This is a genomic window from Margalitia sp. FSL K6-0131 (genome assembly GCF_038008735.1).
In the GTDB taxonomy this organism is placed as follows: domain Bacteria; phylum Bacillota; class Bacilli; order Bacillales; family Bacillaceae_C; genus Margalitia; species Margalitia shackletonii.
Map to the genome: position 1 here is coordinate 931,948 of NZ_JBBOZS010000001.1, position 25,737 is coordinate 957,684.

The 25,737-nt window shown below is 36.7% G+C and carries 15 protein-coding genes; 13 read left to right on the plus strand and 2 right to left on the minus strand.

Translation table 11 applies throughout. From position 1 onward, the window contains the following. Window positions 1–113: 113 nt before the first annotated feature. The 5 genes from NSQ59_RS04610 to NSQ59_RS04630 all read left to right on the plus strand — a co-directional run bounded on the left by NSQ59_RS04610 (window position 114) and on the right by NSQ59_RS04630 (window position 8,297). Window positions 114–1,670 carry an IS3 family transposase gene (locus NSQ59_RS04610; protein ID WP_340829660.1) on the plus strand — a complete coding sequence of 519 codons (1,557 nt, stop codon included), beginning with the start codon at window positions 114–116 and terminating at the stop codon, window positions 1,668–1,670. Between the two features lie 362 nt (window positions 1,671–2,032). Continuing rightward, window positions 2,033–2,197 carry a hypothetical protein gene (locus NSQ59_RS04615; RefSeq protein ID WP_340829662.1) on the plus strand — a complete coding sequence of 55 codons (165 nt, stop codon included), beginning with the start codon at window positions 2,033–2,035 and terminating at the stop codon, window positions 2,195–2,197. 85 nt (window positions 2,198–2,282) lie between these two features. Then, on the plus strand, window positions 2,283–5,399 hold the full coding sequence (locus tag NSQ59_RS04620) for an AAA domain-containing protein (RefSeq protein WP_340829664.1): 3,117 nt from the start codon (window positions 2,283–2,285) through the stop codon (window positions 5,397–5,399). A gap of 761 nt (window positions 5,400–6,160) precedes the next feature. Then, complete coding sequence (gene ltrA, locus NSQ59_RS04625) at window positions 6,161–7,420, plus strand: group II intron reverse transcriptase/maturase (protein ID WP_055737770.1); 1,260 nt, start codon at window positions 6,161–6,163, stop codon at window positions 7,418–7,420. 301 nt (window positions 7,421–7,721) lie between these two features. Beyond that, the gene (locus NSQ59_RS04630; protein WP_340829667.1) at window positions 7,722–8,297 is read left to right on the plus strand and encodes a sce7726 family protein; all 576 of its coding nucleotides are present in this window, start codon (window positions 7,722–7,724) and stop codon (window positions 8,295–8,297) included. Here the strand turns inward: NSQ59_RS04630 and NSQ59_RS04635 are convergent. Further along, window positions 8,248–9,357, minus strand: a complete 1,110-nt coding sequence (locus tag NSQ59_RS04635; RefSeq protein WP_340829671.1) for a beta family protein — start codon at window positions 9,355–9,357, stop codon at window positions 8,248–8,250. The two genes, NSQ59_RS04630 and NSQ59_RS04635, sit on opposite strands and share 50 nt — an antisense overlap. A 1,092-nt stretch (window positions 9,358–10,449) precedes the next feature. Here NSQ59_RS04635 and ltrA (NSQ59_RS04640) point away from each other — a divergent pair. The 4 genes from ltrA (NSQ59_RS04640) to NSQ59_RS04655 all read left to right on the plus strand — a co-directional run bounded on the left by ltrA (NSQ59_RS04640) (window position 10,450) and on the right by NSQ59_RS04655 (window position 19,078). After that, window positions 10,450–11,706 (plus strand): group II intron reverse transcriptase/maturase, encoded by a 1,257-nt coding sequence (gene ltrA / locus NSQ59_RS04640; RefSeq protein ID WP_340828527.1) that lies wholly within the window; start codon window positions 10,450–10,452, stop codon window positions 11,704–11,706. A gap of 465 nt (window positions 11,707–12,171) precedes the next feature. After that, window positions 12,172–14,748 carry a hypothetical protein gene (locus tag NSQ59_RS04645; protein ID WP_340829674.1) on the plus strand — a complete coding sequence of 859 codons (2,577 nt, stop codon included), beginning with the start codon at window positions 12,172–12,174 and terminating at the stop codon, window positions 14,746–14,748. A gap of 530 nt (window positions 14,749–15,278) precedes the next feature. After that, window positions 15,279–16,247 carry a nuclease-related domain-containing protein gene (locus NSQ59_RS04650; RefSeq protein WP_340829677.1) on the plus strand — a complete coding sequence of 323 codons (969 nt, stop codon included), beginning with the start codon at window positions 15,279–15,281 and terminating at the stop codon, window positions 16,245–16,247. Between the two features lie 476 nt (window positions 16,248–16,723). Next, complete coding sequence (locus NSQ59_RS04655) at window positions 16,724–19,078, plus strand: Ig-like domain-containing protein (RefSeq protein ID WP_340829680.1); 2,355 nt, start codon at window positions 16,724–16,726, stop codon at window positions 19,076–19,078. A gap of 228 nt (window positions 19,079–19,306) precedes the next feature. Here the strand turns inward: NSQ59_RS04655 and NSQ59_RS04660 are convergent, their stop codons facing one another. Further along, window positions 19,307–19,993, minus strand: coding sequence for a hypothetical protein (locus NSQ59_RS04660; protein WP_340829683.1), 687 nt, complete (start codon window positions 19,991–19,993; stop codon window positions 19,307–19,309). A gap of 269 nt (window positions 19,994–20,262) precedes the next feature. Between NSQ59_RS04660 and NSQ59_RS04665 the strand changes: the two genes are divergently transcribed. From NSQ59_RS04665 to NSQ59_RS04680, 4 genes are all read left to right on the plus strand, one after another. Continuing rightward, window positions 20,263–20,604 carry a hypothetical protein gene (locus tag NSQ59_RS04665; RefSeq protein ID WP_340829685.1) on the plus strand — a complete coding sequence of 114 codons (342 nt, stop codon included), beginning with the start codon at window positions 20,263–20,265 and terminating at the stop codon, window positions 20,602–20,604. Between the two features lie 704 nt (window positions 20,605–21,308). Beyond that, entirely contained in the window at window positions 21,309–21,728 is a 420-nt protein-coding gene (locus tag NSQ59_RS04670) for a hypothetical protein (protein WP_340829687.1), read from the plus strand. Between the two features lie 399 nt (window positions 21,729–22,127). After that, entirely contained in the window at window positions 22,128–24,344 is a 2,217-nt protein-coding gene (locus NSQ59_RS04675; protein ID WP_340829689.1) for a phosphodiester glycosidase family protein, read from the plus strand. A 264-nt stretch (window positions 24,345–24,608) separates the two neighbouring features. Then, complete coding sequence (locus NSQ59_RS04680; protein ID WP_340829690.1) at window positions 24,609–25,514, plus strand: LCP family glycopolymer transferase; 906 nt, start codon at window positions 24,609–24,611, stop codon at window positions 25,512–25,514. Window positions 25,515–25,737: the final 223 nt, after the last annotated feature.

Sequence of the window (25,737 nt, forward strand, 5' to 3'; positions counted from 1 at the left end):
ATTGAACAATCTGTGTTTACAAAAACATAATCGCGGTATCCCCCTCTGTTAGGATAGATGTCGTATGATACTTTAGTGTTATAGTTAAGTAAATAACACGGAGGTTGATCAATATGACAGGAAAAAATGGACTACGATATTCGCAAGAACAAAAAGAGGCAATTACCAAACGCATGATGCCCCCAAATAATGAATCCGTGCCGAAGATTTCGAAAGAAGAAGGCATCTCAGAGGTTACGTTGTACAAGTGGCGTAAAGAAGCTCGCGCGGCTGGTGTGGCTACGCCCGGTAATGGACAAACAAGCGACAAATGGAGTAGTCAAGACAAGTTTTTAATCGTGATGGAGACGTTTGCGTTGAACGAATCGGAGCTTGCCGAGTATTGTCGTAAAAAGGGGCTTTACCGTGAACAGATTGAAGCATGGAAAAGTGTATGCCTTCAGGCAAATGGTCATGCATTCGACCAAGCAAAACAGTTGAATGGTGCATTGAAGGAAGAACAGAAGCGTGCCAAGCAATTAGAAAAAGAACTACAAAAGAAAGAAAAGGCACTAGCCGAAGCAGGCGGCTTTATTACTTTTGAGAAAAAAGGCCCAAGCGATTTGGGGGGACGACGAGGAAGAATGATTAGCCCGTCAAATTGCGCATTAGCAGTCGAACTTATCCAAGAAGCCAATCAAAATGGTGCGCGATTAGCGAAGGCTTGTGAGGAGCTTCATATCAGCGTTCGGACCTATGAACGTTGGGTGGCAGACGGTAATGTGAAGGTTGATCAGCGCCCACTTACGAAAAGACCCGTACCGAAAAATAAGTTGTCTGAGAAAGAAAAAGAAGAACTACTAACGGTTGTCAAACAAGAGGAGTACGTCGATTTACCGCCGACACAAATTGTACCGAAGCTTGCGGACGAAGGAACTTATATTGCGTCAGAATCCACATTTTATCGTGTGTTACGTGAAGAAAAAATGCAACATCATCGTGGTCGTAGTCAAAAGCCTGGGAGAAGAATCCTTGAGAGTCATCTAGCAACATCGCCAAACCAGGTGTGGACATGGGATATTACGTGGCTTGGTGGACCTGTGAAAGGGTTGTATTATCGACTCTATTTAATTCTCGATTTATTTAGTAGAAAAGTAGTTGGCTGGGAAGTTTGGGAAACAGAAGAGGCAAAACACGCTGAAACGCTTGTAAAAAAAGCAGTTATCAATGAAAAAATACAGGGGGCGCCACTTGTGTTGCATTCGGATAATGGTAGCCCGATGAAAGCTGAAACATTCCTAAGTTTATTAGAGAAATTGGGTATTCAAAGTTCCTTTTCAAGACCGCGTGTGAGTAATGATAATCCTTACTCAGAAGCGATGTTTCGGACACTCAAATATCGACCAGATTTCCCACACAAAGGTTTTGCGTCACTCGAAGAAGCACGAAAATGGGCACAGCAATTTGTCTATTGGTACAACGAGATTCACCTACATAGTGGACTAAATTTTGTGACGCCTGTACAGTGTCATACCAGTGAACACGTAGCCATTTTGGAAAAGCGGAAAAAGGTATACGAAGAAGCGAAAGCTAGACATCCAGAACGGTGGTCAAGAGGTACAAGAAATTGGGCACCGAATGAACAAGTAGCTCTCAATCCAATGAGAGATGGGGGCAAACCGAGGGATTGAGGAAATCATAATATTCCCCATTTTCCTGGTGATTTGAATCGAAAATGCTTCTCCTTTCGATTCAAATCACCAGGAAAGCAAGCGCAGCGCGGTAGCCTTGACTGAACTCGGAGATCGATAACATTCTATTAAAATACTAAAGTAATTAAATACGACAACTATATTGACAAACACCGAAAATGCACTTGCTAAACTTAATATTAGTGGAATAGGGGATTATTAATACGGCGGATATTTCAAATAAAATTAGTGGTTTGACAGCTTGATAGATGGTTTTTTGAATTGACTTACCTGAATAATTCTCTTTAATAAAAGATAAGTTTATTTAAAATAATTTCTAAAGGACAATTGAATAAACAGGAATGCTTATTTCCATCTTAGACATGTTTACTTTTTACCGAAATGAAATTGCCCGTGCCGAATATGAAAACGACTTTTCTGAATATGAAGATTTATCAAAGGAGATAAATAACAGATTGATTAAAAAGATTGTAGAAGTAATAAATAGTGCTATAAATGATGTATAGAAAGTATTATTACTTTAAAAGTATTAGTGATTACGACTCTGAACAATTAAAGTCTTAGTAGATTCGAGAAAGGAGGAAGTACAATTTGGAAATAAGAAATAGGGTGTTAGCATATTGGCGATTTTGTCTAACTGACTCATTAAGAGTAAGTATGGATACAAAAAAATCAAAACATATTACTTTTTCTATGAGCGAATTTAATGAAGGAAAAATTACATATGATACATATTTAAAAGCTTTAAAGGAACTTAAAGTAATGGAAGGTTCCGATATTGAATGTATCTTAGCTCCCATCATCTTAAAACCAAAACGAAGCTATTACAATGAACAACAATTCGTTTATCCAATGTTAATCCCTGTTAAAATCAGTGGAGATTTAACCATATATTTTGATTCTACACAGCAACCATGGATTCCGAGGAATATTTTAGAACCACAAAATAGTTCATTTGTACGAACTTTTGGTACTGTATTTGATTATGAAAGCTTTTTAGCGGAAAAAGGATTACTAGAACCAAATAGTTGGAATGATTTAATAAGGTACATAAAAGAATTAGAGGCAGCTGTCCTTCATTATACAGAACATGAATTTATAATAGGGAAGGAATGTTGTCTTTTTTTAGAGCCAAAAGGTAATGATTATGCTATTAAAACCATATTAAATTTTTATAATCAATTAGAAAAGGATAAGCCGAACGTTCCGCTCCTAGATGCTTATGTTGAGTTATCGGAAAATAAACAGAAAAATATAGAACTTGATGAGTTTGAATTATCAAAGGGTCATTTAGGACAAATGAGTGACGAGTATCCTTTATCTCCTTCACAGCGCGAAACATTACATAAATTTATGACAAATAGGGATGGAGAGATTTTAGCTGTAAATGGACCACCAGGTACGGGGAAGACAACTTTACTTCAATCTGTTGTAGCAACGAAGTTAGTAGAATCAGTTATTGTAAATGCGGAAAGCCCTCCTATTATTGTAGCTTCTTCTACCAATAACCAAGCTGTAACAAATATCATCGATAGTTTTGGAAAAACGGCTGAGACAGCAGATGATCCGGACAAAAAGTATTTGGTAGGGCGTTGGATAAATGAGATAGAAAGCTATGGTTTATATTGTCCATCGAAATCAAGATTCGAAAAAGAGCTAAAGGAAGATTCAAAGTTCCATATGAAGAGCCCTGACGGGGAAGGATTTATAAAGGAGTATAATAAGATATCGTTAGTAGAACAAGAAAGGATCTTTCTAAAGCATTTTGCGGATTATTCCGGAATGAATAACCTATCTATAGAGGAAGCGGCTCAATGGCTGAAGAAAAAAGTGCTGGAAACAGTTGATAATTTAACTAATGTAATAGATTTGGATAAAAAAATTTCTTTATTAGAGAAAGAGTTAAAGTCCAATATAGAAAATAATGGAGGGAATATTTTAAAACAGCTAATAGCTATATTCTCCGTTTTGAAAAAAGCAGCTATAGGGTTTAAATTAAGCCATTATAAGAAAAAGTTCTATAAAAATCATAAATATGTATCAACATTTGGTTCAAGAAAAGAAAAAAGTATTCTTGAACATTTAGATAGTTATCAAAGATATATAGCATTTAAATTGTCAGTACATTATTGGGAAGCAATGTATTTAATTAATAAAAAGAAACAAACCAAAGAAGCGGACAAGCCAATACATTTATTGGATGAGTGGAAAGACTCTGCGCAATTATTTCCTTGTCATGTGTCAACTTTGTATACTTTACCGAAATTATTTGGAAAGTGGAAAGGTTCTATGGTAGAGCCACTTTATAATGCTATTGATCTTCTCATTATTGACGAAGCTGGACAAGTTTCCCCGGAAATTGGTGGCCCCGCATTTGCATTAGCAAAATCAGCACTGGTTGTCGGGGATGAAGTCCAAATTGAACCGGTTTGGAATTTACCAGTATCAATCGATCAAATGAATATGATACGTAGCGATCTTGCAAAGAAAGAAACGATAGTAAAAGATTATCATCAATTAAAAAGAATAGGAATTGCAACTACAGGTACATCTTTGATAAAGACTGCCCAAAAGGCTAGTCAATTTCAAATGATGGATGGTATAAGGGGGATGTTTCTTTCAGAACATAGGCGATGTCAAAATGAGATAATTAGCTATTGTAACGACTTGGCTTATCATGGAAAACTTTCACCTATGACAGAGTATAAAAATGATTTTCATTTTCTTCCACGTATAGGATATGCACATGTTCATGGAATGGAAACGAAACAAGGTGGTAGCCGTTGTAACAAGAATGAGGCATATGTAATAGCTGAGTGGATAAAGAAAAATGAAGATAGATTGACAACGGCAAGTAAAAAAACACTTGAAGATACTATTGCTGTGATTACACCGTTTACACTGCAAAAAAAGGTAATTAAAGAGGCATTAGGAGAAAAGTACAAGAATATAACAGTAGGTACGGTTCATGCTTTACAAGGATCTGAAAGAGAGGTAATAATCTTTTCTTCGGTTTACTCTAGCGATTCCTCCTATTTCTTTGATATGGGTGTGAATATGCTTAACGTTGCATTATCTAGAGCAAAGCAATCTTTCTTAGTATTTGGGAATATGGATATTTTTAAATTAGAAGGTGATAAACCTTCCAATTTACTAGCCAGATATTTGTTTTCAAGTGAAGAAAATGAATTAATTGATCTACCAGTAATAAAAAGAAACGAAATACAAGATGAAATAGAACATTTAAATACTCATGAAGCTCATGATGCACTGTTATGTGATGTTTTGCAAAAAGCTAAAAGGAGTGTTTCCATTACATCACCGTTTATTCGATATGCAGCAAGTGAAAAATTTTTGCTGCAATCAATTAAGAATGCAGTTTCAAGAGGGATCGAAGTAAATATTTATGCTAATACAAACTTTAATTTTTTAGACGGTATCCCTATTAAAAGTGCGGAATCCCCCATTAATGACTTAATGTTAACAAAAGCTAAGGTAACTTTTCTTCCCAATATACATAATAAAACATTGTGGATGGACGATTCAGTTTTAGTAGAAGGATCATTTAATTGGTTGTCAGCAATTCGCAAAAAAGACCATAAATTCCATAACTATGAATCATCGATAGTGTACCGAGGAGAAAAAACCTCAACTTTGATTAATGAAATAGAGCGGGAGTTATTTGACAAGATACAAAATAAAAACTAAGAATAGAATTAAAGTAGGGGAAATAGTATAGGTTATGCTACATTCAAACAATTAACAAATACCATACAAAAAAAGTATAGAACTTCACATATTTTGTATTATGCTCAAATTATGTTCGTACTGAAATTCATTTAATAAACCACCTGTTGTGATCAGGAAAATTAATAAACGGTCATCAAATTAGGATGACCGTTTTGACTGTGCGCCCGGCATGGGTATAATCTCTAGGGTGAAAGTCCCGAACTGTGAAGGCAGAAGTAGCAGTTAGCTTAACGCAAGGGTGTCCGTGGTGACGCGGAATCTGAAGGAAGCGAGCGGCAAACTTCCGGTCTGAGGAACACGAACTTCATACAAGGCTAGGTATCATTGGATGAGTTTGCAATACAAAACAAAGTCCTTTCTGCCGAAGGTGATACAAAGTAAATGAAGCAGATAGATGGAAGGAAAGATTGCACTCTTACCCGGGGAGGTCTGGTTGATACGCCAAGTACACTTGGTAACCTATCTAGTAATGGATAGCTGAACAATCAGAAGTCAGCCGAAGTCGTAGTACTTGGTTTGCTCGAGAGAATCAAGGAAGGACTGAACCATTTTAGGAGAACAAACACTCGGCAAACGGTTCTTTATGTATGAAAGCAGAAAATTCTTACGGAACCTACCTGAAAGGAAGAAATGGTGAATTCCATGGGGGACTTCGGGAGGGCTTAGTAAAGAACCCACTTAATGAGAATGTATTGTTCACGTAGAAAGGATAAATCTCAATGTTAATGGAACGAATGTTGTCACGGGAAAATCTTTTATTGGCATTAAAGCGAGTAGAAAAGAACAAAGGAAGTCATGGAGTAGACAATATGTCCGTAAAAGACCTACGAAGACATATTCTCGAAACGTGGGATACACTTAAAACATCCTTAATGGAGGGTACTTATCAACCTTCTCCTGTCCGTCGGGTTGAAATCCCAAAACCGAACGGTGGAGTAAGGTTATTAGGTATCCCAACCGTGACAGACCGTTTCATCCAACAGGCGATTACTCAGATTTTAACCCCTATCTTCGACCCGACTTTTTCAACACAGAGCTATGGTTTTCGACCAAACAAACGAGGTCATGACGGTGTTAGACAAGCGAAGAAATATATCGAAGAGGGATACCGATGGGTAGTCGACATGGACTTGGAGAAATTCTTTGATAAAGTCAATCATGATAGATTAATGCGGACTCTATCCAAAAGGATTCAAGACAGAACGCTCCTATCACTAATTCGGAAGTATCTACAGTCTGGCATTATGATTAATGGAGTCATAACGAAATCCGAGGAGGGTACGCCCCAAGGTGGACCATTAAGTCCTTTACTCTCCAATATCGTTCTAGATGAACTAGACAAAGAGTTAGAAAAGAGAGGGCACAAGTTTGTCCGATACGCAGATGATTGTAATATCTACGTAAAATCGAGAAGAGCCGGAGAGCGAGTAATGGACTCGATTACTACTTTCATTGAATTTACTCTAAAACTAAAGGTGAATCGAGAAAAGTCAGCTGTAGACAGACCTTGGAAAAGAAAGTTTTTAGGTTTTAGCTTCACATTTCATAAGAAACCGAAGGTGCGGATGTCAAACCAAAGTATTCAACGTGTCAAGAAACGGATACGAGAATTAACTTCAAGGTCAAAACCAATTCCAATGGATTATAGAATAGAGAAGCTGAATCAATATTTGATTGGCTGGTGCGGATATTATGCATTAGCAGATACACCCACTATTTTCAAAGAATTAGACGAATGGATTAGAAGGCGTCTCAGAATGTGCCAATGGAAAGAATGGAAGAAACCAAAAACCAAAGTAAGAAAACTCATTGGATTAGGGATTCCAAAAGAGAAGGCATACGAATGGGGAAACTCTAGAAAGAAATATTGGAGAATAGCCAGAAGCCCAATCCTACAGAAAACCCTCACAAACTCCTATTGGGAGATGCGAGGGCTGAAGAGTCTTTATGTGAGATATTCTCAACTACGTCAGACATAAATGGAACCGCCGTATACGGAACCGTACGTACGGTGGTGTGAGAGGTCGGGGGTTAGTCACCTCCTCCTACTCGATTACTTTATTTATTAAAATACTTATCCAGCCTATAGTATGTGAATTACTTCTGGAAGATATCACAATGTTGGGAAATTACGCGTTAAAACTACTGTTATCCAAGATGGGGTAGAAATTACAAAGTTTTCTTGCTAAATAGTAACCAAATGACATTATTTTTAGTATATTTATTTATAATAGTATTTATGATAATGTTTTCTTGAATTTATGTGGATGGTGATAAGCTATGAAAAAATTAAAAGATAAGGATATTCGTGAGGTATTAATTCAGAAGCTTCATGATTATTATACTTTTGATTCTGACACTAGAATAGTGAATGAAATGGGAATTTTACATGGTCAATCCCGAGTTGATATTGCCGTAATAAACGGCATTTTGCATGGCTTTGAGATCAAAAGCGAGAGTGATACATTAGAACGTTTGCCTTCCCAAATGGAAGACTACAATAGAGTTTTTGACCGAATGACTATAGTAATTCAACGACAACATTTAAATGAAGCTCGAAATATTATTCCTAAATGGTGGGGGGTTTGGCTCGTAACTAAATATAGAGGCGAGCTTCACATTAGAGAAATCAGAAAAGGAAAATTCAATAGAAATGTTGATCCAGATAGCCTAAGCCACTTACTTTGGAGAAATGAAGCGATTGAAATTCTTAAAGAAAAAGGGCTACACAAAGGTTTTTTGAGTAAGCCCCGCTATTTGTTATATCAAAGGTTAGCTAATAACATAAATATAACAGAATTAAAGATTATGATAAATGAACGGTTGAAGCAGCGTGAAGGTTGGAAAGCTCATTAATGACTAACGTTAAATGATGATTTGTTCCAACCCTTCTCCATGTTTCGGCATTACCAGTACTTTCTTTTCCAATTGAGCAGTTATAAATGTATTCATCTCCAAATGAATAACTTCTCCCAAGGTATTTACTATGTGAAACAATTCTTTGAGATAGTCCTAATGCTTGACCCCATCCATTGTACTTTTTACTTCTTACTGAGTATCCCCGGAAAATTAAAAATTCCTCGTCCACGGAATACCTAATATTGGCCGACATTTGCATAAGTCGTGGGTCAATCTCTGTATACTCAGGATTTGAAATAATATAATCACCGAATGAAGGATATCGATCTAGGTGAGTATTTAAGATTTTTTTGTAAATTGACCATTCTGAGCGAGGGATATTACCATCAGTACCAGTTTGAATATCCCCAAGACTTTCCGGAATAGCAGTCCCGCAGAATGTAAGGGTCCTCCATTTATTTAAGTCTGGAATTGCTGAGATTGAACCAACAATTAGCCTCAACATACGGGACTCGTACTTAGGATTAATGTATTTATAATCCAAAATTAGATCTACATTTTCTGGCTTTTCATTAAAAAATTTAGCTGTCCAATCAATGATTTGATTAATTTCATCCAAGTCATCATCCACCAGCCGTAAACAATATCCGTTTCTATACTTCTGATTGATAGACCTCACAGCCGCTTGATAGTTTGTTCCCCTATGATTTCCTGTAACAGGTATAGCTTGTATATTTTCATTTTGGAATTCATCAATGATAAACTCCAAAGGATGCTGGCCATTGGACATTACTTCATCGTCCTCTATGCATATTTGATAAGCATCTATAAATACAGGACCATTGTGATTCCAAGATTTCTTCAATTGAATGCCTATATTTTTTAGATGATCATCGATGGTTCTTTTTGGTGCCTCGTTTTCAAAATCCCATGGAATTGGTGGAATTTCAACAAGTGGCGTCATAGATTCTTTTAATGTTGGATCTAGTAACTCTAAAGCCTTTTGTTCCCCTCTTCTCCACCTAATAATGGGCATGTAATGATTAGATGTAAACATAAATAACCCCCTCAGAAATAAAATTTTCTAAGGTGAATAATCTTGTTGTATATAATAATACGACATAATATTACAATAAGTTTCAGAGGAAGTTATATTTACTTTAACCGATTATGTTCTCTAGGGCTCCCTATATCTCATTAATTATAATAACGTGCAATACTATAGTGAAATCGTATACAATTCATCCTATTTTTGACATTGAATGTTTACCAAGAAGGGAAATGAGTAGCTTTGCAACTTGATGAAAGGTAAACAATTCTGCTTAAGGAAATTCTATTAATGCCTTGAGTATCACAGTATCCTACTTTCTAAATACATTACCAAAAACAAGATTTATTCAAGTATTAGTGGGACAAACATATATTCCGTCAACTTTTCAAAGATGCGTCAAGAGAGAGCATTAAAAATAAAGATGTTCTGTGAAGGACTTAAAAATAAAAGTAACAATTAATAAATTGTAGTCAACGGCCACTGCACGACCATTCCTAATTTATGTACAACAAAAAAGAACTTACTCAAAAAGTAGGTTCTTTTTTTGGTGCGCCCAGCATGGGTGCAGTCTATAGGGTGAAAGTCCCGAACTGTGAAGGCAGAAGTAGCAGTAGCTAAACGCAAGGGTGTCTGTGGTGACGCAGAATCTGAAGGAAGCGGGCGGCAAATCTCCGGTCTGAGGGACACGAACTTCATATAAGGCTAGGTATCATTGGATGAGTTTGCCAAACAAAACGAAGTCCTTTCTGCCAAAGATGATACAGAGTAAATGAAGCAGATAGATGGGGAGAAAGACTGTACTCTTACCTGGGGAGGTCTGGCTGAAATGCCGAGCACACTCGGTAACTTACTTTGTGAAGGGTAATTGAACAGCCAGAAGTCAGCAGAGGTCATAGTACCTGACTAGCTTAAGATGGTTAGGGAAGGACTGAACATTTAAGGAGAATATACACTAGGCGTTCATTGTTTATGATGATACAGACAATCCAATTGGACTTACTTAAAGGAGGAAGTGGTGAATTCCACAGGGGACTTTAAGAGGGTGGAATAAACAATGGCACAAATAGCACGTATATTCACGTGAAAGGATGTATCGAAATGATGGAACGAATACTGTCACGGGACAATCTACTTTCGGCATTGAAACGTGTCGAAAAGAATAAGGGTAGCCATGGAGTAGATGAAATGCCTGTAAAATCCCTACGAGCGCATATTCTACAAAATTGGCAAGAAATCCGAAATTCAATAAAGGACGGAACCTATGAGCCTATGCCAGTCAGACGAGTCGAAATCCCGAAACCAAATGGCGGCGTTCGTTTATTAGGTATTCCTACCGTGACAGACCGTTTTGTCCAACAAGCGATTGCCCAAATATTAACCCCAATCTATGACCCAACCTTTTCCGAACATAGCTATGGGTTTAGACCCAGAAGAAGGGCACATGATGCCGTTAGGGAAGCAAGGCAATATATAGAAGAGGGCTACAGATGGGTAATAGATATGGACTTAGAAAAGTTCTTCGACAAGGTAAATCACGATATGCTTATGGGACTCCTAGCAAAAAGAGTCAAGGATAAGACGATTCTAAAGTTAATTAGAAAATACTTAGAGTCGGGGATTATGATAAACGGTGTGGAAACTATCAGCGAAGAAGGTGTTCCTCAGGGTGGACCATTAAGTCCACTACTTTCCAATATCATGTTAGATGAATTAGATAAGGAACTAGAGGAAAGAGGACACAAATTTGTCCGCTACGCAGATGATTGTAATATTTACGTAAAAACCAAGAAGGCAGGTTTACGCGTCAAGAGTTCTATCACTACTTTCATTGAAAAGAAGCTTAAACTAAAAGTAAATGAAGAGAAAAGTGCGGTGGACAGACCGTGGAAACGAAAGTTTCTTGGATTCAGCTTCACATCAAACCGTAATCCAAAAATCCGTATCGCAAAAGAAAGTATAAAGAGAGCTAAAAGTAGAATAAAAGAACTAACATCAAGGTCAAAACCCATTCCATTGGAATTGCGTATTGAGAAACTAAATGAATACCTTGTTGGTTGGTGCGGATATTTTGCGCTGGCAGACACGCCAACTCCCTTTAAACAACTGGATGAACATATTCGAAGAAGACTCCGAATGTGCCTTTGGAAACAATGGAAACTACCCAAAACAAAAATTAAAAGGCTCATATCCCTTGGCGTTCCAAGAGAGAAGGCCCATGAATGGGGAAATTCTCGTAAGAAATATTGGCGCATTTCGAATAGTCCTATCTTACACACAACACTAAATCTAAAGTTTTGGAGAAATCAAAAGCTTAAAAGTCTGTTAGATAGATACAACCATTTGCGTCATACTTAAGTGAACCGCCGTATACCGAACGGTACGTACGGTGGTGTGAGAGGTCGGGGGTTAGTCACCCCCTCCTACTCGATTTGTACATTCGGATGATTATGTGAATTATCCAAGATTAGTGATCACAGCTAATATTGGAATCGCTTGAATCCTTCCAATTAGCCTTTGACGTAGGTCTGTTATAAAAATTGGTGCCAGGTTAAAGGTGACTGCCACTTCTCGAAAGCTTTTAGATTCCCATGGTAGTCAACAAAAAGGATTTCTAGTTTCCATAAGTAATTTAAAAAGCTTAGTTAGTAGATTTAAAGAGTTCGAGTAAAGCTTTAAAAATATTAATAGGACTATTTTTGTGAATATTTTTAAAATATTGGATATTTAACTAGACTTATTTACCTATAATGTAATAAACTTTATATGGAAAATGTAGTAAATTGATGAAAATTTTACATTTGGGAAGAGGGTTGTTGTTTAATGTCGAAAAAGAAAAAATGCAATACTAGTAAACTACTAATGCTATCTACCGCCTCCGTAATAGGTGTTGTGGCAACAGTGAATCCAGCACATGACCAAGCTGCTTCACTAAGCCCTAGTCAACTAGTACAAAAGGCTGAAGGATTGGCAAAATCTCTGAGGCTAGATATTTCTTACCAACACAGAATTCAAACAAAGAAAACAGCATTTGATTATCCTAACATGGCACTCTTTGTTCAAACAGAAAGCGCTTTAAAAACTGCTCAAAAAGCTGTTAACAAACTTAAAAGTAAAGAGAAAAAAGCATTAGAGGAAAGACTTACAAAGAATGTAAAATCGCATTATGATCACGCTCGTGCATACATATCTGCAGTAAAAGCGGGTAAAGACGTTGCTACTAAAACAAAATCTTTAAAGGCAAGATTAGATAAAGGGTTAGTAGATTCCACAACTTCGAAAGAATATAAGGATTTAGCAGCGGCATTGAAAAAGAACCAAGATGCTATTAAAAAGGTCTATGAAAAATCAATGCGCAATGGTTTGACAGAAAATTATGTAACATCTGCTAATAAAGTTGCAGATACTGCTAATCTAGCAATCTCCATTAAAAACTATGAAACACTTCTTGATAAAGCATTAAAGGCAAAAGATGCAGACAAGTCCATTGAATACACGAATAAACTTGATCAACTATTTGCTGATGCCAAGAAGTCTGGAAAATTAAACACTAAATCAAAGCTATATGCTGGGTTATCTAAAACATATACAAATCAAAAAGCAAGCTTTCATTCATTCGTCTATATTTCGAATTCGGAATATTCAGACAAACCCACATTAGTAGGAAGTCAAAATGATCAAATAAAAACGTACAATGGTCCGATCGTGCTTGTTGCAGGAAAAGACAAATATATTAAGCTAGCCAATGCAGTGGTAAATGGAGACATCATCATAAAAGGCGACAAAACAGGCGCTGGAACTGTTTACCTTGAAAACGTAAAAGTAAACAGGATAAAGGGTGTTGGTGGAACTATTGTTGTCGAAGACGTTGCAGACCACAGCTTGCATCAAGAAAATGTCACAGCTGAACAGTTAAAAGTAACGGACGTAAATGGTGCAAACATTATTGCTGGTAATGGAACGAGAATCAATTCAGTTGTTGTAACGGAAAATGCCGGAGCTTCGGGTCAAATTAATCTTGAATCTCAGGAAAAAGGAACATATGGTACTGTATTATTAGCTGCAAAAGGAACTGCAAAGTCCGAAGGTACAAATCTTAAAGGTGATTTCTCTGAATCTAGCGTGTCAGTAACTGGCGAAGGTTCGAAGGTAAATGTTGATAAGGATACGACAGTAAAAGAAATCAATGTAAATACTGCTGCAACACTATCAGCATCAACTGGTGCAAATGTTCAATCTGTGAATCTTGCAGCTAGCAAACCAGGCCAAAACATTACCCTAAATGGTGATTTATCCAATACAACAGTTAATGTACGAAATGCAAATGCGAATATTACAGTGGGAGAAAACACAACTGTTAAAGAAGTAACGAAGGATAGTAGTGTAACTGGTACGATAACGATTGAAAATAAAGGTACGATTAATAAAACAACAGGAGTAGAGGTGTCAAAGAATCCACCAGTGACTCCGCCGGTAACTCCACCAGTAACACCTCCAGTGACGCCACCAGTAACAATTGTAACAGGTGAGGAAGCAGAAAGATTTGTACAACCAGAAGACTTTGGTGTGATGCAGTTATCAGGAGTAAATGGATACAATGTAGGGTTTGCCTTACAAGGCACGACACAAGCAAAAGATATTACATCCATAGAGGTAAGCTTGTATAAGGGAGAAAGACTATTAGCAACCAATACAAGTAAAGAGGTATTGACACAATACCCAGAAGCAAAATCCTTATCAACACCATTTGATGTGGATGGAACATTTGCTGGATCGGATGATTCATGGAATTATGGGGAATGGCAAGGATCTATCAGCGATGTACCGACAAAAGCCGTAATAAAAGTAACAGCGCAGGATGGAAAAGTATACATTATAGAAAATGAACACTTAACAGGTAATCCATCATCTATTTACACAAAAACAGGTGAGGAAGCACTAAATTTTGTACAACCAGAAGACTTTGGAGTGATGCAGTCATCAGGAGTGAATGGATACACTGTTGGATTTGGCTTACAAGGTACAACAAAAGCAAGTGATATTACTTCTGTAGAAGTGAGTTTGTATAAGAACGATACATTATTAGCAACCAATACAAGTAAAGATGTATTGACACAATACAAAGAAGCACAATCCTTATCAACGCCATTTAATATTAATGGAACATTCGATGGTTCAGATGATTCATGGAATTATGGAAAATGGCAAGAATCTATCATCGATGTACCTACAAAAGCAGTAATAAAAGTAACAGCGAACGATGGAAGAGTGTATATAATAGAAAATGAACATCTTTCTGGTGATCCATCTCTACTAAGTACGAATAAAACTGTTGCTGTTGATACTATTAATCTTGGTGATAATTTCATAATCAATGGAAATATAGTTAAGATTATTTAATCCTGTTTGTATAAATAAAATATTGAAGTATGGTAGGGGAAGAAGCTTCAAATTTATTAAAATTCTGGATGAGCCCTTTAGTACAGATGTCCCATAGAACAGGTTATGAAAGAAGTATCTCTATAAGTATAGTCGAATGAGATAATAGGCTGATTCAAAAAGTCGTTGGAGGATGACTTTTGGGTCAGTTTTTTATTTTCGAACAAATGAAAAATTAAGATTAAGTGCATTAATTGACCTTTATAAAAATATTTGTTCTGAAGACTGCCAACTACTTGAATCGGTGTAACAGAAATGACAACGCTCGTCGTATAACTTTACTTTGTTTTTCTTCATTTTATGTTTTCTAATATTACCCATTTGGTAATAACTTTATATGCAGTTGATCCAAAAAGTGATGCAGTTCACACCTGAACCCATGCAGTTGCTCGCCAAAGTGATGCAGTTCCCCAATAATTTCATCCAGTTTAAGAAGGAATTTCAATATTTTAGTAGAATTTAGTCAATATCACACTAAAGGAGTTGAATAAATGATTGTAAAAGAGCGAGATTTTCCCATACAAATAAAAAAATTAGAGGCTTTGCAAAGAAGAATCCCTCATTTTCATCCGAAAATGCCGGATATTCTTAATAAATTGGCCAGAAGAAGATCAGGGTACAAGGGGGAAGAGTCTATAGATTATCACTTGAGTTTTTTAGATGATAAAAAGTATCATATTTTGCATACCTTGAGACTACGAAACAACCAAAACCATCATTTTCAAATCGACACATTCATCATTACCTCCTCATTCATCGCAATGATAGAAGTGAAAAGCCACAAAGGAACCCTCATATTCGACCACCAATTGCAGCAGTTAATACAACTATATGGCGACAAAAAAAGAGCATACGAAGATCCAATTATTCAAGTAAAGCGGCATAAACTGCAACTGAGAGAAATGCTAAAACACTACAAATTTCCGGAAATTCCAATCCTCCCGTTAATTACCATCAGCAATCCATCTACGATTGTAGAGACCATTGGTCATTTCAAAGAATACCAATGGATCATACGCAGTGCCAAACTTGTATTTGAATTCCAACATTTTGAGCAAAGGTACAAAAAAGAAATTTTATCGAAAAAAGAAATAACAAAATTGTCCAAGCTTCTCATTAAGAAACATACCCCTGAAGAGTACGATGCATTGAAAAATTTCAATATTGATGTAAGTGAAATATTAACTGGCGTTCATTGCCCAAGATGCTTCACCATGCCGATGAAAAGAGTTACCGGAAATTGGGTGTGTGCAGCGTGTTCCTATACCTCCAAAACGGCTCATTTAGATACCTTGAGAGATTACGCACTCCTCGTCAATACCACATCCACCAAACGTGATCTTCAAAACTTTCTCCAACTTGATTCCAGGATGGTTATGTCCAGTATTATAAAATCGCTGCATTTGCCAGGTTCTGGTGAAGGAAAAGCAAGGAGATATCAATTAGAGGGGATTTTATAGACTAAAATCGGTGTTCAAAACACCGGGATTTCCGGAAATATTCATTACAATAATACAGGCAAAATTTCGTACGATTCTTATTTTCTCCCCCCTCATACGTTTTGAGTGTGATATCCGGTAGTTGTTTTTTGATGAATAGTCCTGCTTGTTGCAGAGGAATAGGAGGAAATTCCCGTATTTTGCCATGTTATTTCCATGTATTTATATATTATGATAATAGTGCTATTTATTTTTGGGAGGGGTTTAACATACATACAAAATTTCGTTATTCTATACTTTTTCTCGTTTGCATTCTTCTGTTATATCCATATTCAACGTATGCGATCGACACGACAGATGGGTCGGAAACCATTACGGTAAAGGATCCTGCTCTGCAGAATAGTTTATTAGATTATGTTAAATCGTGTGATCGATTATCGGATCGGACGGTTACTTACCAAAGGATTTCTTCCTGCCTGGTAAAAAACGAGGGTGTAATGACTTTAGGTGATTACCATGCTAGGTATTTCTATCAATCTCTTGAGGGTCTACAGCAGCTGGCGAATTTGCCTATCAAAAAGCTAGTGTTTGTCGATTCTATGCCAGACGGAAATCAGTCGATTGATCTTTCACCAATATCAGGGTTCAAAACTCTTGAGTCACTTCATTTGGAGTCCATAAAAGCGGATGATCTGACTCCTCTTTTATCATTAAAAAATCTTCAGGAGCTATATCTTGATACCAGCGTAAAGCAGCCTTTTCAGACTTTATACCAAATAAAAGGTCTTCAAAAAGTAACCCTTAGCGGGGGGAGAATAAACTCTTTGTTAGGGATTGAGAAAATGCCTCAGCTGCAATATGTAGATTTAGAAAATACGGGGATTTCAAATTATGATTTGTTAATGAATGCTCCACAGTTGAAAGGGTTAGGGATCAATGAAGTAAAGGAGAATATAGGATTTCTTTCGGCCTTAAAAAATTTAGAATCCTTGGTGCTCATTACTTCTAAACCTTTAAGCATAAAAAACGAGTGGCTGAAGATGCCAAATCTAAGGAAACTTTCTTTATTTGGTATTTCCTTGGACGGTTATAACTTTATGAACGATACGCCAAACCTTGAACAGTTGACAATAAAACGGACGAATCTACCAGAACCGTTATTCCATGAAGTAACCAGTCCATTAACGAAATTGACGAATCTTTCACTTTATGCCGATAAACTCAAAACGATAGCAGGTGCTGAAAGATTCTCAAGTCTATTTCCGTCATTACAATCGTTAGACTTAAGCCAAAATGAAATTAAAGATCTTTCGAATTTGGTGAATACGGATACTCCGTTTTCGCAGCTGAAAGACATCAATCTTTTTGAAAACAAAATTATTGATGTGAATACATTAGGTGTACACGCAAATCTTTTTCCTAATCTAGCACATTTAGATATCGGAACAAATTATGTTTTTTCTGTAAAGGATCTAGCATTGCTTCCTGCTCTCACTGCTGTGGAGTCTAGCTATAATTTTATTGATGATACTAATCGGGAAAATCCGAAAGCATTTAGTCAAGGTGCACAATATACTTTAATCCCACCTAAACCATATACCATGAGAATTGGAGAGGGGAGTGAACCAGACTATGTTGAGGAGGCAGGACTTTGGACGAAAACGTTGAATCCCGATGACCTTATTGTCACATCGTCTGACCCATCTGTAGTGGAAGTCGTTGATGGCGTTAATTTATATGCGAAGAAGCAAGGAACTGCCAAGATTACGTATTCTATATTGGGTTCGAAAAGCCCATATCTATCCCTTTCCTTTGATATGGATGTATCAAGTGATATATATAAACCTTATCCTGTGTCTCCTTACCACAATGTTACTGATCAATCGAAACAGTTGCAAGGACGCGGAAATATCGGTGATACCATAAAGGTAGGGATCAATGGAAAGATAGTAGGAATACAATCATTAACGAAGAGTCCCTTTTTTGCGATTGAACTACCAAACTTAAAAGGAGTAAAGGAGATTGAATTATGGTCTGTTTCGAGGGACGGGGTATCAAGCGATGTTAGTAAAATTCCCGTTTCGAGATTGACACCGCCAGCCCAACCAACCATAGATCCTATTTCAGATCAAACTCTATACGTCACAGGAAAAGCGGAGCCCAATACGGAAATTCATCTCAAAACGGATGATCCCAATTATCATTTACTAGATAACACAACAATTTTTGTAAAAGCAGATGGTACATTCAAAGCCCATATCGGTAAACAGCTTCCAGGTATTAAGATTTACTTCACTGTTATCGACCGGGCATCGGGAGCTGAAAGTAAGCCGACGATTATGACGGTAGAGGATAAAACACCTCCTGAAACACCGGTAATCAACAATGTGACCAGTGAATCCACTTACATCACAGGTAATACGGAAGCAAGGGCAAGTGTTTTACTATATAAACAATCCAAATATTTCGCCACTGCTGTAGCCGATAAGGCTGGCCATTTTAAACAAAAAATATCAAAGCCTGCTCCTGGTACAATCTTTACGGCGAAAGCGAAGGATAAGGCAGGAAATATAAGCAAGTCTGTTAAGAAAGTAGCATTAGATAAGACGCCACCTCCCGCACCGATGGTGAATCGAGTATCTAGTAAAAGCATCTATCTTACCGGAAAAGCAGAAGCTTATTCCACTGTTATCGTGAAAGTCAACTCAAAACAAATAGGAAGCACCAAAGCCGATCGCAAAGGTAATTTTAAAGTGAAAACGAAAAAGCAAAAAAGAGGCACCATCTATATGGTTTATGCGAAGGATAGGGCAGGTAATATTGGTAAAGCAAAAAAAGTAAAGTCATATTAAAAAGTTCCGAGTAAAAGAGTTTTAAAAAAGAAAATTCCCTCATTTCGGTGTTGTCTTAATGGTCGCCAAGGTGGGGGATTTTTTTGAGCAAACATGAGGGTGGCTCTATTGTCTTTTTCTAACAACAGAGCAATAGGTTTCATTGGGTTCGTCTACTTTAATGTATTTATAAATGCTATAAAAAAGGTATCGTTTGCGAAAACCTGTAGTCTCAACCTTTGTGTTTCGCTAATCCATAATAAACTTTCCTATTTCATTAGACAAAACGTTGGTATCCCAAGGAGCCCAGAAATAATGAACCCTATCATATTGTAACCAAAACTTATAAGCAATTGGTTCATCCGTGTAGAAAACCATTTCGTAGAAAATGGGATCCCCTTTTTCCGTATTTGGATTATAATTTGACTGTTCTCTGCTATTTTTTAAAATAGAAAGAAACTGCTGAATTTTTCTGTGGTCTTTTATTTCGTTTATACTTTTTGTACCATTCGAAGTATATCTTTCATAAATTTCAATACGATTCACTTTATCTAGAGGCATATCTTTGAAATGCCAGCTGGAATCATTTTTCGTTTGTACAGAGTACATATGATATCCATGCACCATATCAGAATCCTTTACAGCTAAGAATTGTGGATTGCCTTTAATTGCGTATATCGGTGTGCCTTTTTGATGAAAAGCAGCATCTCCGTCTTTCATTTTATAATAAGGATCATTTACATTATCAGATACTTTAAATTTGACTTCCCCGACCTTTTTACCGAGATATTTTTCATCGGCTAAAACCCCTGTACCTATTCCATCATACATTTTGCCATCCCATTTAATGAAATCCACCCATTCTATAACAGCATGAGGTGCTGAACAGCCGGATAGTGTTAGCAGTAATAACAGGACAAGCCACATTTTTATCATCTGATTTCCCCCTTTTTATAGTAGACGTCAGTAATGTATTTTTGATTCATGTTTTATGGTTAATTTTTTCTTTTATCAAAGTAGCAACGTACATAATTATTTCAATAATATGGAAAATGATAATGAAACAAATACAGATGATTAGGAAAAATAAAAATCTTTTATTTGTTCCATTTCTGCTTATGGATGACAATTTCTAATAAATATCATAGTAGAGATTACTACTAATAAATCTTTGTTATATAATAAATGACAGGAGGTGAGAAAAAATGAACGGTGAAAAAATCGAGAATATGTTATCACAATTAATCAGAATGGTAGGATCTATCCAGTCTACTCAACAAGAAATGAAGGCAGAAATTCAAATCATGAAGACAGATCAGCATGAGATGAATGCTGATTTTCAAAGTATCAAGATAGATCAACAAGAAATGAAGGCAGATTTGAAAAGTATGAAATCGCAAATAGAGAATTTAGATATCAAACAAGAAGAGCGGCATAAAGAAATACTAGACCGTTTCAAATCCCTTGAAAATGATCAGGACTTCATTTGGGAGAAAACTGCGCGTAATGAACGAGAAATCGGAAATATTAAAAGACAATTAAGTTAACCTCATTAAAACCTCAGCTATTAAACTACGAAAACTGCTTTTCACCAAATTAAAGAATTGATAGGCCAGTTAGATCGTTTTTTGCAATATCGCAAGGGGCCTTTCTCATTTTACAGGAAAGGCCATTTTAATAGATTCACATAAATTTAACGCTCTTTTTTAGCTGCTCTTCTCCACAGAATAATGAGTGTGGCCCACCCGAAAACAGCTAAAATTAGCCACCAAAATTCAAACATAACCCCTACCGTTGTCTGTGTAATCTTCAATCCTAATCTCCCCTTATTTTTCTAATGAAAATATACTAGCACAATATTTCAAATTTTAATATAAGGTAACTTATTCCAGTATCTATATTGGGTCAAGATATTTTCACTATGATTATGGCAACAGGTAACGATGCAATTAAACGGATAGTACTTCCGTGGACCAAGAGTTATTGGTTCACAGGCATACTTTTTGATCAAAGAAAATGGTGCCTATACATTTACAGCGAAGCTATAAACCATAGCATTTAAACGAAAACTATTTCGATAATGAATATGGATAGGGCCGCGCCTGAGATTTATATTAGTTACCCAGAGCAAATCTATAACAGTTTAACGATAGCAGAAAGAAGTACACCTATCTTTAACAGTTCATTCAAAATGTGCATATGGTAATATGGTTATCATCGTTGTAAAATGATAGAAAAGGAGGTGAGAAAAATGGAAACAAACGTCGAAAAACAAATACTAGCCGCACTGCAGCAAATAAATGATAAGCTTGATTCTCATAGTGAGATATTAGAAAGTCATAGTGAAATGTTAAAGGAACACAGTGGAATATTAAAAGAACACAGTGAAATGTTAAAAGAACATAGTGTAATTCTAAAAAGCCATAGTGAAATGTTTAAAATCCAAGGTGAGACCTTAAAAGAGCATACAAGGATGTTAAGTGCGCTTAAAACTGGACAAGAATCACTTAAGGCAGAATTAAATGAGATGAAGCTTCAGAGTGCGAAGGATTTTGGCGAAGTGAAAGAACAATTGGAAAGCCATGAGACAAGCATTGAAATGTTAAAAGAAGACGTCTGGAACAATAGAAAAGATACCCGCAGAATTCAAAATACAATGGGAATGAACTAAACTTCAGTTTAAACCACACGAGATATTTCCTCTGAATTACTATTACCCAATTTCATATTTTTTATAATCGACCTCAAAATGATAATTATGGGGTCGATTTTGTTTCAAAGGGTAGTTTACTTTAATTCTCTTAATCGTATGCAGCACAGTTAGACAAAACTTTCTTATTAACAAGTAGCGCTATCCATTTCTATTGAATTTTCATTCTTAATTTCGTCAAGGAAAAATAAAAATCTCACTTCATAACAATCATTTTTACACTCTTTTTAGCAACTCCACATTTTAGAAAAATATTCCTACATTTCATTAATTCTACTAATCTTTCCTTGGTTTACCTAAATAATGAGTCTATAATAGTAGTAGATTGTCATTATTTAAGAGTGGAGGTAAATTTTTGTAATGAGAGGTCGAATGGTAAAAAGCGTGAGAGTGCTACTGGTTGTTTTGCTGACTGCATCCGTATTTTCATGGTCAAAGCCTGCGAGCGCGGCGACTACTGTGAATCAGCAATTTAAGGTATCTGCGGGTGTAACCTATCAGGATAATAGAATCAGTACCTCAACCAGCAAGCAGGCTGCTAGAGTCATGAAGGTGAATTTGAAAGATCCATATACGAATATAGAGGTTGGGATTCCGAATCCTCTCAATAAATTATCAAAGGTTACGACTAGGGCATTATCGAACTCCAAACCTGGGCATCAAGTTGTGGGGGCGGTTAATGGTTCCTTTTTCGGGCCAACTGGTTTGCCAGTTTATTTAATAGCAAATAATAATCAACTCGTAAACGCAGGGAAACTGCCAATCGGAAAAACGGAATACGCAAATGAGCCGATTGCATTTGGACTTAAGGATGGGAAAGGGATTATCGATCACTATAACTTAGACCTTCATTTTGACCATAATGGAGTATCTTATCCAATTACCGCCTCTAATAAAGCAAGAGCCACAGATCAGCTCATTCTCTATACAGAAGAAAATCCGAGTGCTTATACGAATACAAGTGCGAAGGGGATTGAAGTTGTCGTACAAAACTTAGATGCATATCCCGATCTTACCTTTGGTTCTACCGTAACGGGAGAGGTAACACAGATACGGGACTATGGGGATGAGACAAATACGAAGATTCCGGAAGGCGGCTTTGTATTGTCGGCAACGGGAAAGAGCAAAGCAGCATTAAAGGGGATTCAACTCGGTGATAGTATTTCCCTGTCCGTAGATATTGATGATATTTGGAAAGATTCCTCCTTTATATTAGGAAGCGGACCAATGCTTGTAGATAATGGTAAGGTATCATTATCCATGGATCCAAAAAGTGAAAAAGCAAGAGCACGAGCAGCTCGCACTGCAGTTGCGATTGATAAAACAGGACAAAATGTCTTCTTTGTCACGATCGATGGAGGGAAGCCAGGATATAGCACCGGAATGAATTTAACGGAGTTCGCGCAGTATTTAGTAAGCATCGGCGCTTATCGAGCATTAAATATGGATGGCGGCGGTTCGACTGCAATGGCAGTAAGAAATCCTGGAGATAATGCTGTTAAATTAGCAAACTTACCATCCGATGGTTTTGAAAGATCCGTAGCTACGACATTAATGGCTATTTCAACGGCTCCAGTGGGTGAAGCGAAAACTCTAAAGGTACATAAATCAACGAATGCCGTTCTTTTAAAAGGATCGTCGATGAAGGTATTAATAGATTACGTGATGGATCAATATTATAATCCGCTCCAAGCCTCAGTGAAGAATTTAAAACTTAGCAGTAATCTAGGTACAGGAAATGGTAATACTTTTACAGCAACGAAAACAGGAAAAGGCACGGTAAAGGTTCAATATAATCAAGCATCTGCAACGTTGCCAATTGAAGTAGTGGACAAGCTGGCAAAAATACAAATATCACAGAGTAACCTGTTAGTCCGCAATGGGGATAGCGTTAAGCTTTCTTTGAAAGGCTATGACAGTAAGGGCAGAACAGTTGTCATTAGTCCAAATTCCGTTAAATGGTCCGTGTCAGGAAAGATAGGCACCGTCTCAAAGGATGGCCAGTTTACTGTAACTGGGACAAAAGGTACAGGTACCATTACAGCAACCTATGGAAAAATAAAAGCCACTGTTTCCGTCAAAATTGGCCCTAGCCAGGATGTAATAGACACCTTTGATACTACAGCTAATTGGACACCCTCTGCCATCAGAGCAACTGCCAGCATTAAAGCTACTGGAAAAGGCGAGCCAGTTCATAATGGGAAAGCCGCATTGAAGTTGAACTATGATTTCACAACAAGTACAACAGGCACCGCTGCAGCCTATTTGAATGCCAAGAAGGATTTCGTTTTTACAAGCAGACCTGATCACCTCGGATTGTACGTATATGGAGACGGAAATAGCCATTGGCTAAGAACGCAATTAGTAGATGGCAATGGAAAAAGTTATACGGTTGATTTTACAAAAGATAAAGGACTAAGTTGGAAAGGCTGGAAATTTGTACAGGCTGACATTCCTCAAAATATGCCGTTGCCAATTAAAATCAAACAAATCTATGTAGCACAACCGCATCAGGAATTGAAAAATAAAGGCACCCTTTATTTTGATCAACTGCAAGTATATTATAAGAAAAATTAAGGGCAATAGGGACACGCTTGTGTCTCTTTTTCTTTTTGGTCAGGCGCTGCAATGGACAGTGTGAAAGCCACCATACAATTGGATCGCCCGCATGATCCTTCATTTCAAAATCTCCCCATCCCAAATAGGGTTGGAATTATTTTTCCTTCCGTAACAGGACTATTCACTTATTAGCTGAAATAAAATAAGGATAAACCACAAGTTTGTTTTATGACCATTGATCCATTCTATGTTTTTCATTCTATTGGCATAGGTGAGAGAACAATGAAAAAGAAGATACTAATTACAATTTTGAGTATTATAGGTGTTTTAGTGATTGCTATTGGAAGCTATGCTTTTTATCTCTATCATTCTGTAAAAGAAACTGCTATTAAAATACATGAACCCGTAAAATTAGATGCTCCACATAAAAAACCAGTCATGACTAAAGAGAATGCACAACCTATCTCTATTTTACTATTAGGTGTTGATGAACGAAAAGGAGATGTCGGCCGTTCTGACACTACCATTGTAATGACGCTTAATCCTGAAAAAAATTCAATGCAAATGGTAAGTATTCCTCGTGACACAAGAACAGAAATTGTCGGTCATGGAACGGTGGATAAAATTAATCATGCATATGCTTTTGGCGGACCAAAGATGTCCATGGAAACGGTAGAGAAGTTTACAGGTATTCCTTTGAATTATTATATTCGAGTAAATATGGAAGCATTAATTGCTTTAGTAGATGCAGTCGATGGGATAACGGTTCAAAACAATATCGATTTTACGGAAGCGGGATATCATTTTCAAAAGGGTGCTGTTCCGTTAAATGGAAAAAAAGCTTTGGCATATGTTCGAATGCGTCATCAAGATCCAAATGGCGACTTCGGGCGAAACGAGCGTCAACGCAAAATCATCACGGGAGTCATTGACAAAGCCGCTAGTATCAAGTCAGTAACTCGCTTTGACGATATACTTAATGCACTTGGCAAAAATGTAAAAACCAATATGACCTTTGAGGATATGATGAATATTCAAAAAAACTATCGTAACTGCCGAAATAATATTTCTGAGTATGAAGTAAAGGGAACAGGTCAGATGATTAATAATATCTATTATTTAGTCGTTCCAGATAAGGAGAAGGCAAAAGTTACGAAGATGTTGAAGGATAATGTAACGGGAAATTAAATGCTTCATGTTAGTTAGTGAAAAGTATCATATAGAGTAGACGCTATATAAGTCTATCTATATGATACTTTTTCTGCTTTTACCTTTACCACTCCAAAGTTGTTTTTTAAATCACTGTTCATATAAACGGAAAAAGTAGGAATCTGAAAATGACAATAATTGAAACAGATTCTGGATAAATTTACTCATACCATTTATTTCATCCATAGATTATAATTACCTA

What these genes read in the sequence shown, in the direction of transcription:
- NSQ59_RS04645 (WP_340829674.1), top strand. Translation starts at nt 12,172, where the DNA reads ATGTCGAAAAAGAAAAAATGCAATACTAGTAAACTACTAATGCTATCT.
- NSQ59_RS04635 (WP_340829671.1), bottom strand. Translation starts at nt 9,357, where the DNA reads ATGTTTACATCTAATCATTACATGCCCATTATTAGGTGGAGAAGAGGG.
- NSQ59_RS04675 (WP_340829689.1), top strand. Translation starts at nt 22,128, where the DNA reads ATGAGAGGTCGAATGGTAAAAAGCGTGAGAGTGCTACTGGTTGTTTTG.
- NSQ59_RS04650 (WP_340829677.1), top strand. Translation starts at nt 15,279, where the DNA reads ATGATTGTAAAAGAGCGAGATTTTCCCATACAAATAAAAAAATTAGAG.
- NSQ59_RS04630 (WP_340829667.1), top strand. Translation starts at nt 7,722, where the DNA reads ATGAAAAAATTAAAAGATAAGGATATTCGTGAGGTATTAATTCAGAAG.
- NSQ59_RS04660 (WP_340829683.1), bottom strand. Translation starts at nt 19,993, where the DNA reads ATGATAAAAATGTGGCTTGTCCTGTTATTACTGCTAACACTATCCGGC.
- NSQ59_RS04655 (WP_340829680.1), top strand. Translation starts at nt 16,724, where the DNA reads ATGACTTTAGGTGATTACCATGCTAGGTATTTCTATCAATCTCTTGAG.
- NSQ59_RS04615 (WP_340829662.1), top strand. Translation starts at nt 2,033, where the DNA reads ATGCTTATTTCCATCTTAGACATGTTTACTTTTTACCGAAATGAAATT.
- NSQ59_RS04665 (WP_340829685.1), top strand. Translation starts at nt 20,263, where the DNA reads ATGAACGGTGAAAAAATCGAGAATATGTTATCACAATTAATCAGAATG.
- ltrA (WP_055737770.1), top strand. Translation starts at nt 6,161, where the DNA reads ATGTTAATGGAACGAATGTTGTCACGGGAAAATCTTTTATTGGCATTA.
- NSQ59_RS04610 (WP_340829660.1), top strand. Translation starts at nt 114, where the DNA reads ATGACAGGAAAAAATGGACTACGATATTCGCAAGAACAAAAAGAGGCA.
- NSQ59_RS04670 (WP_340829687.1), top strand. Translation starts at nt 21,309, where the DNA reads ATGGAAACAAACGTCGAAAAACAAATACTAGCCGCACTGCAGCAAATA.
- NSQ59_RS04680 (WP_340829690.1), top strand. Translation starts at nt 24,609, where the DNA reads ATGAAAAAGAAGATACTAATTACAATTTTGAGTATTATAGGTGTTTTA.
- ltrA (WP_340828527.1), top strand. Translation starts at nt 10,450, where the DNA reads ATGATGGAACGAATACTGTCACGGGACAATCTACTTTCGGCATTGAAA.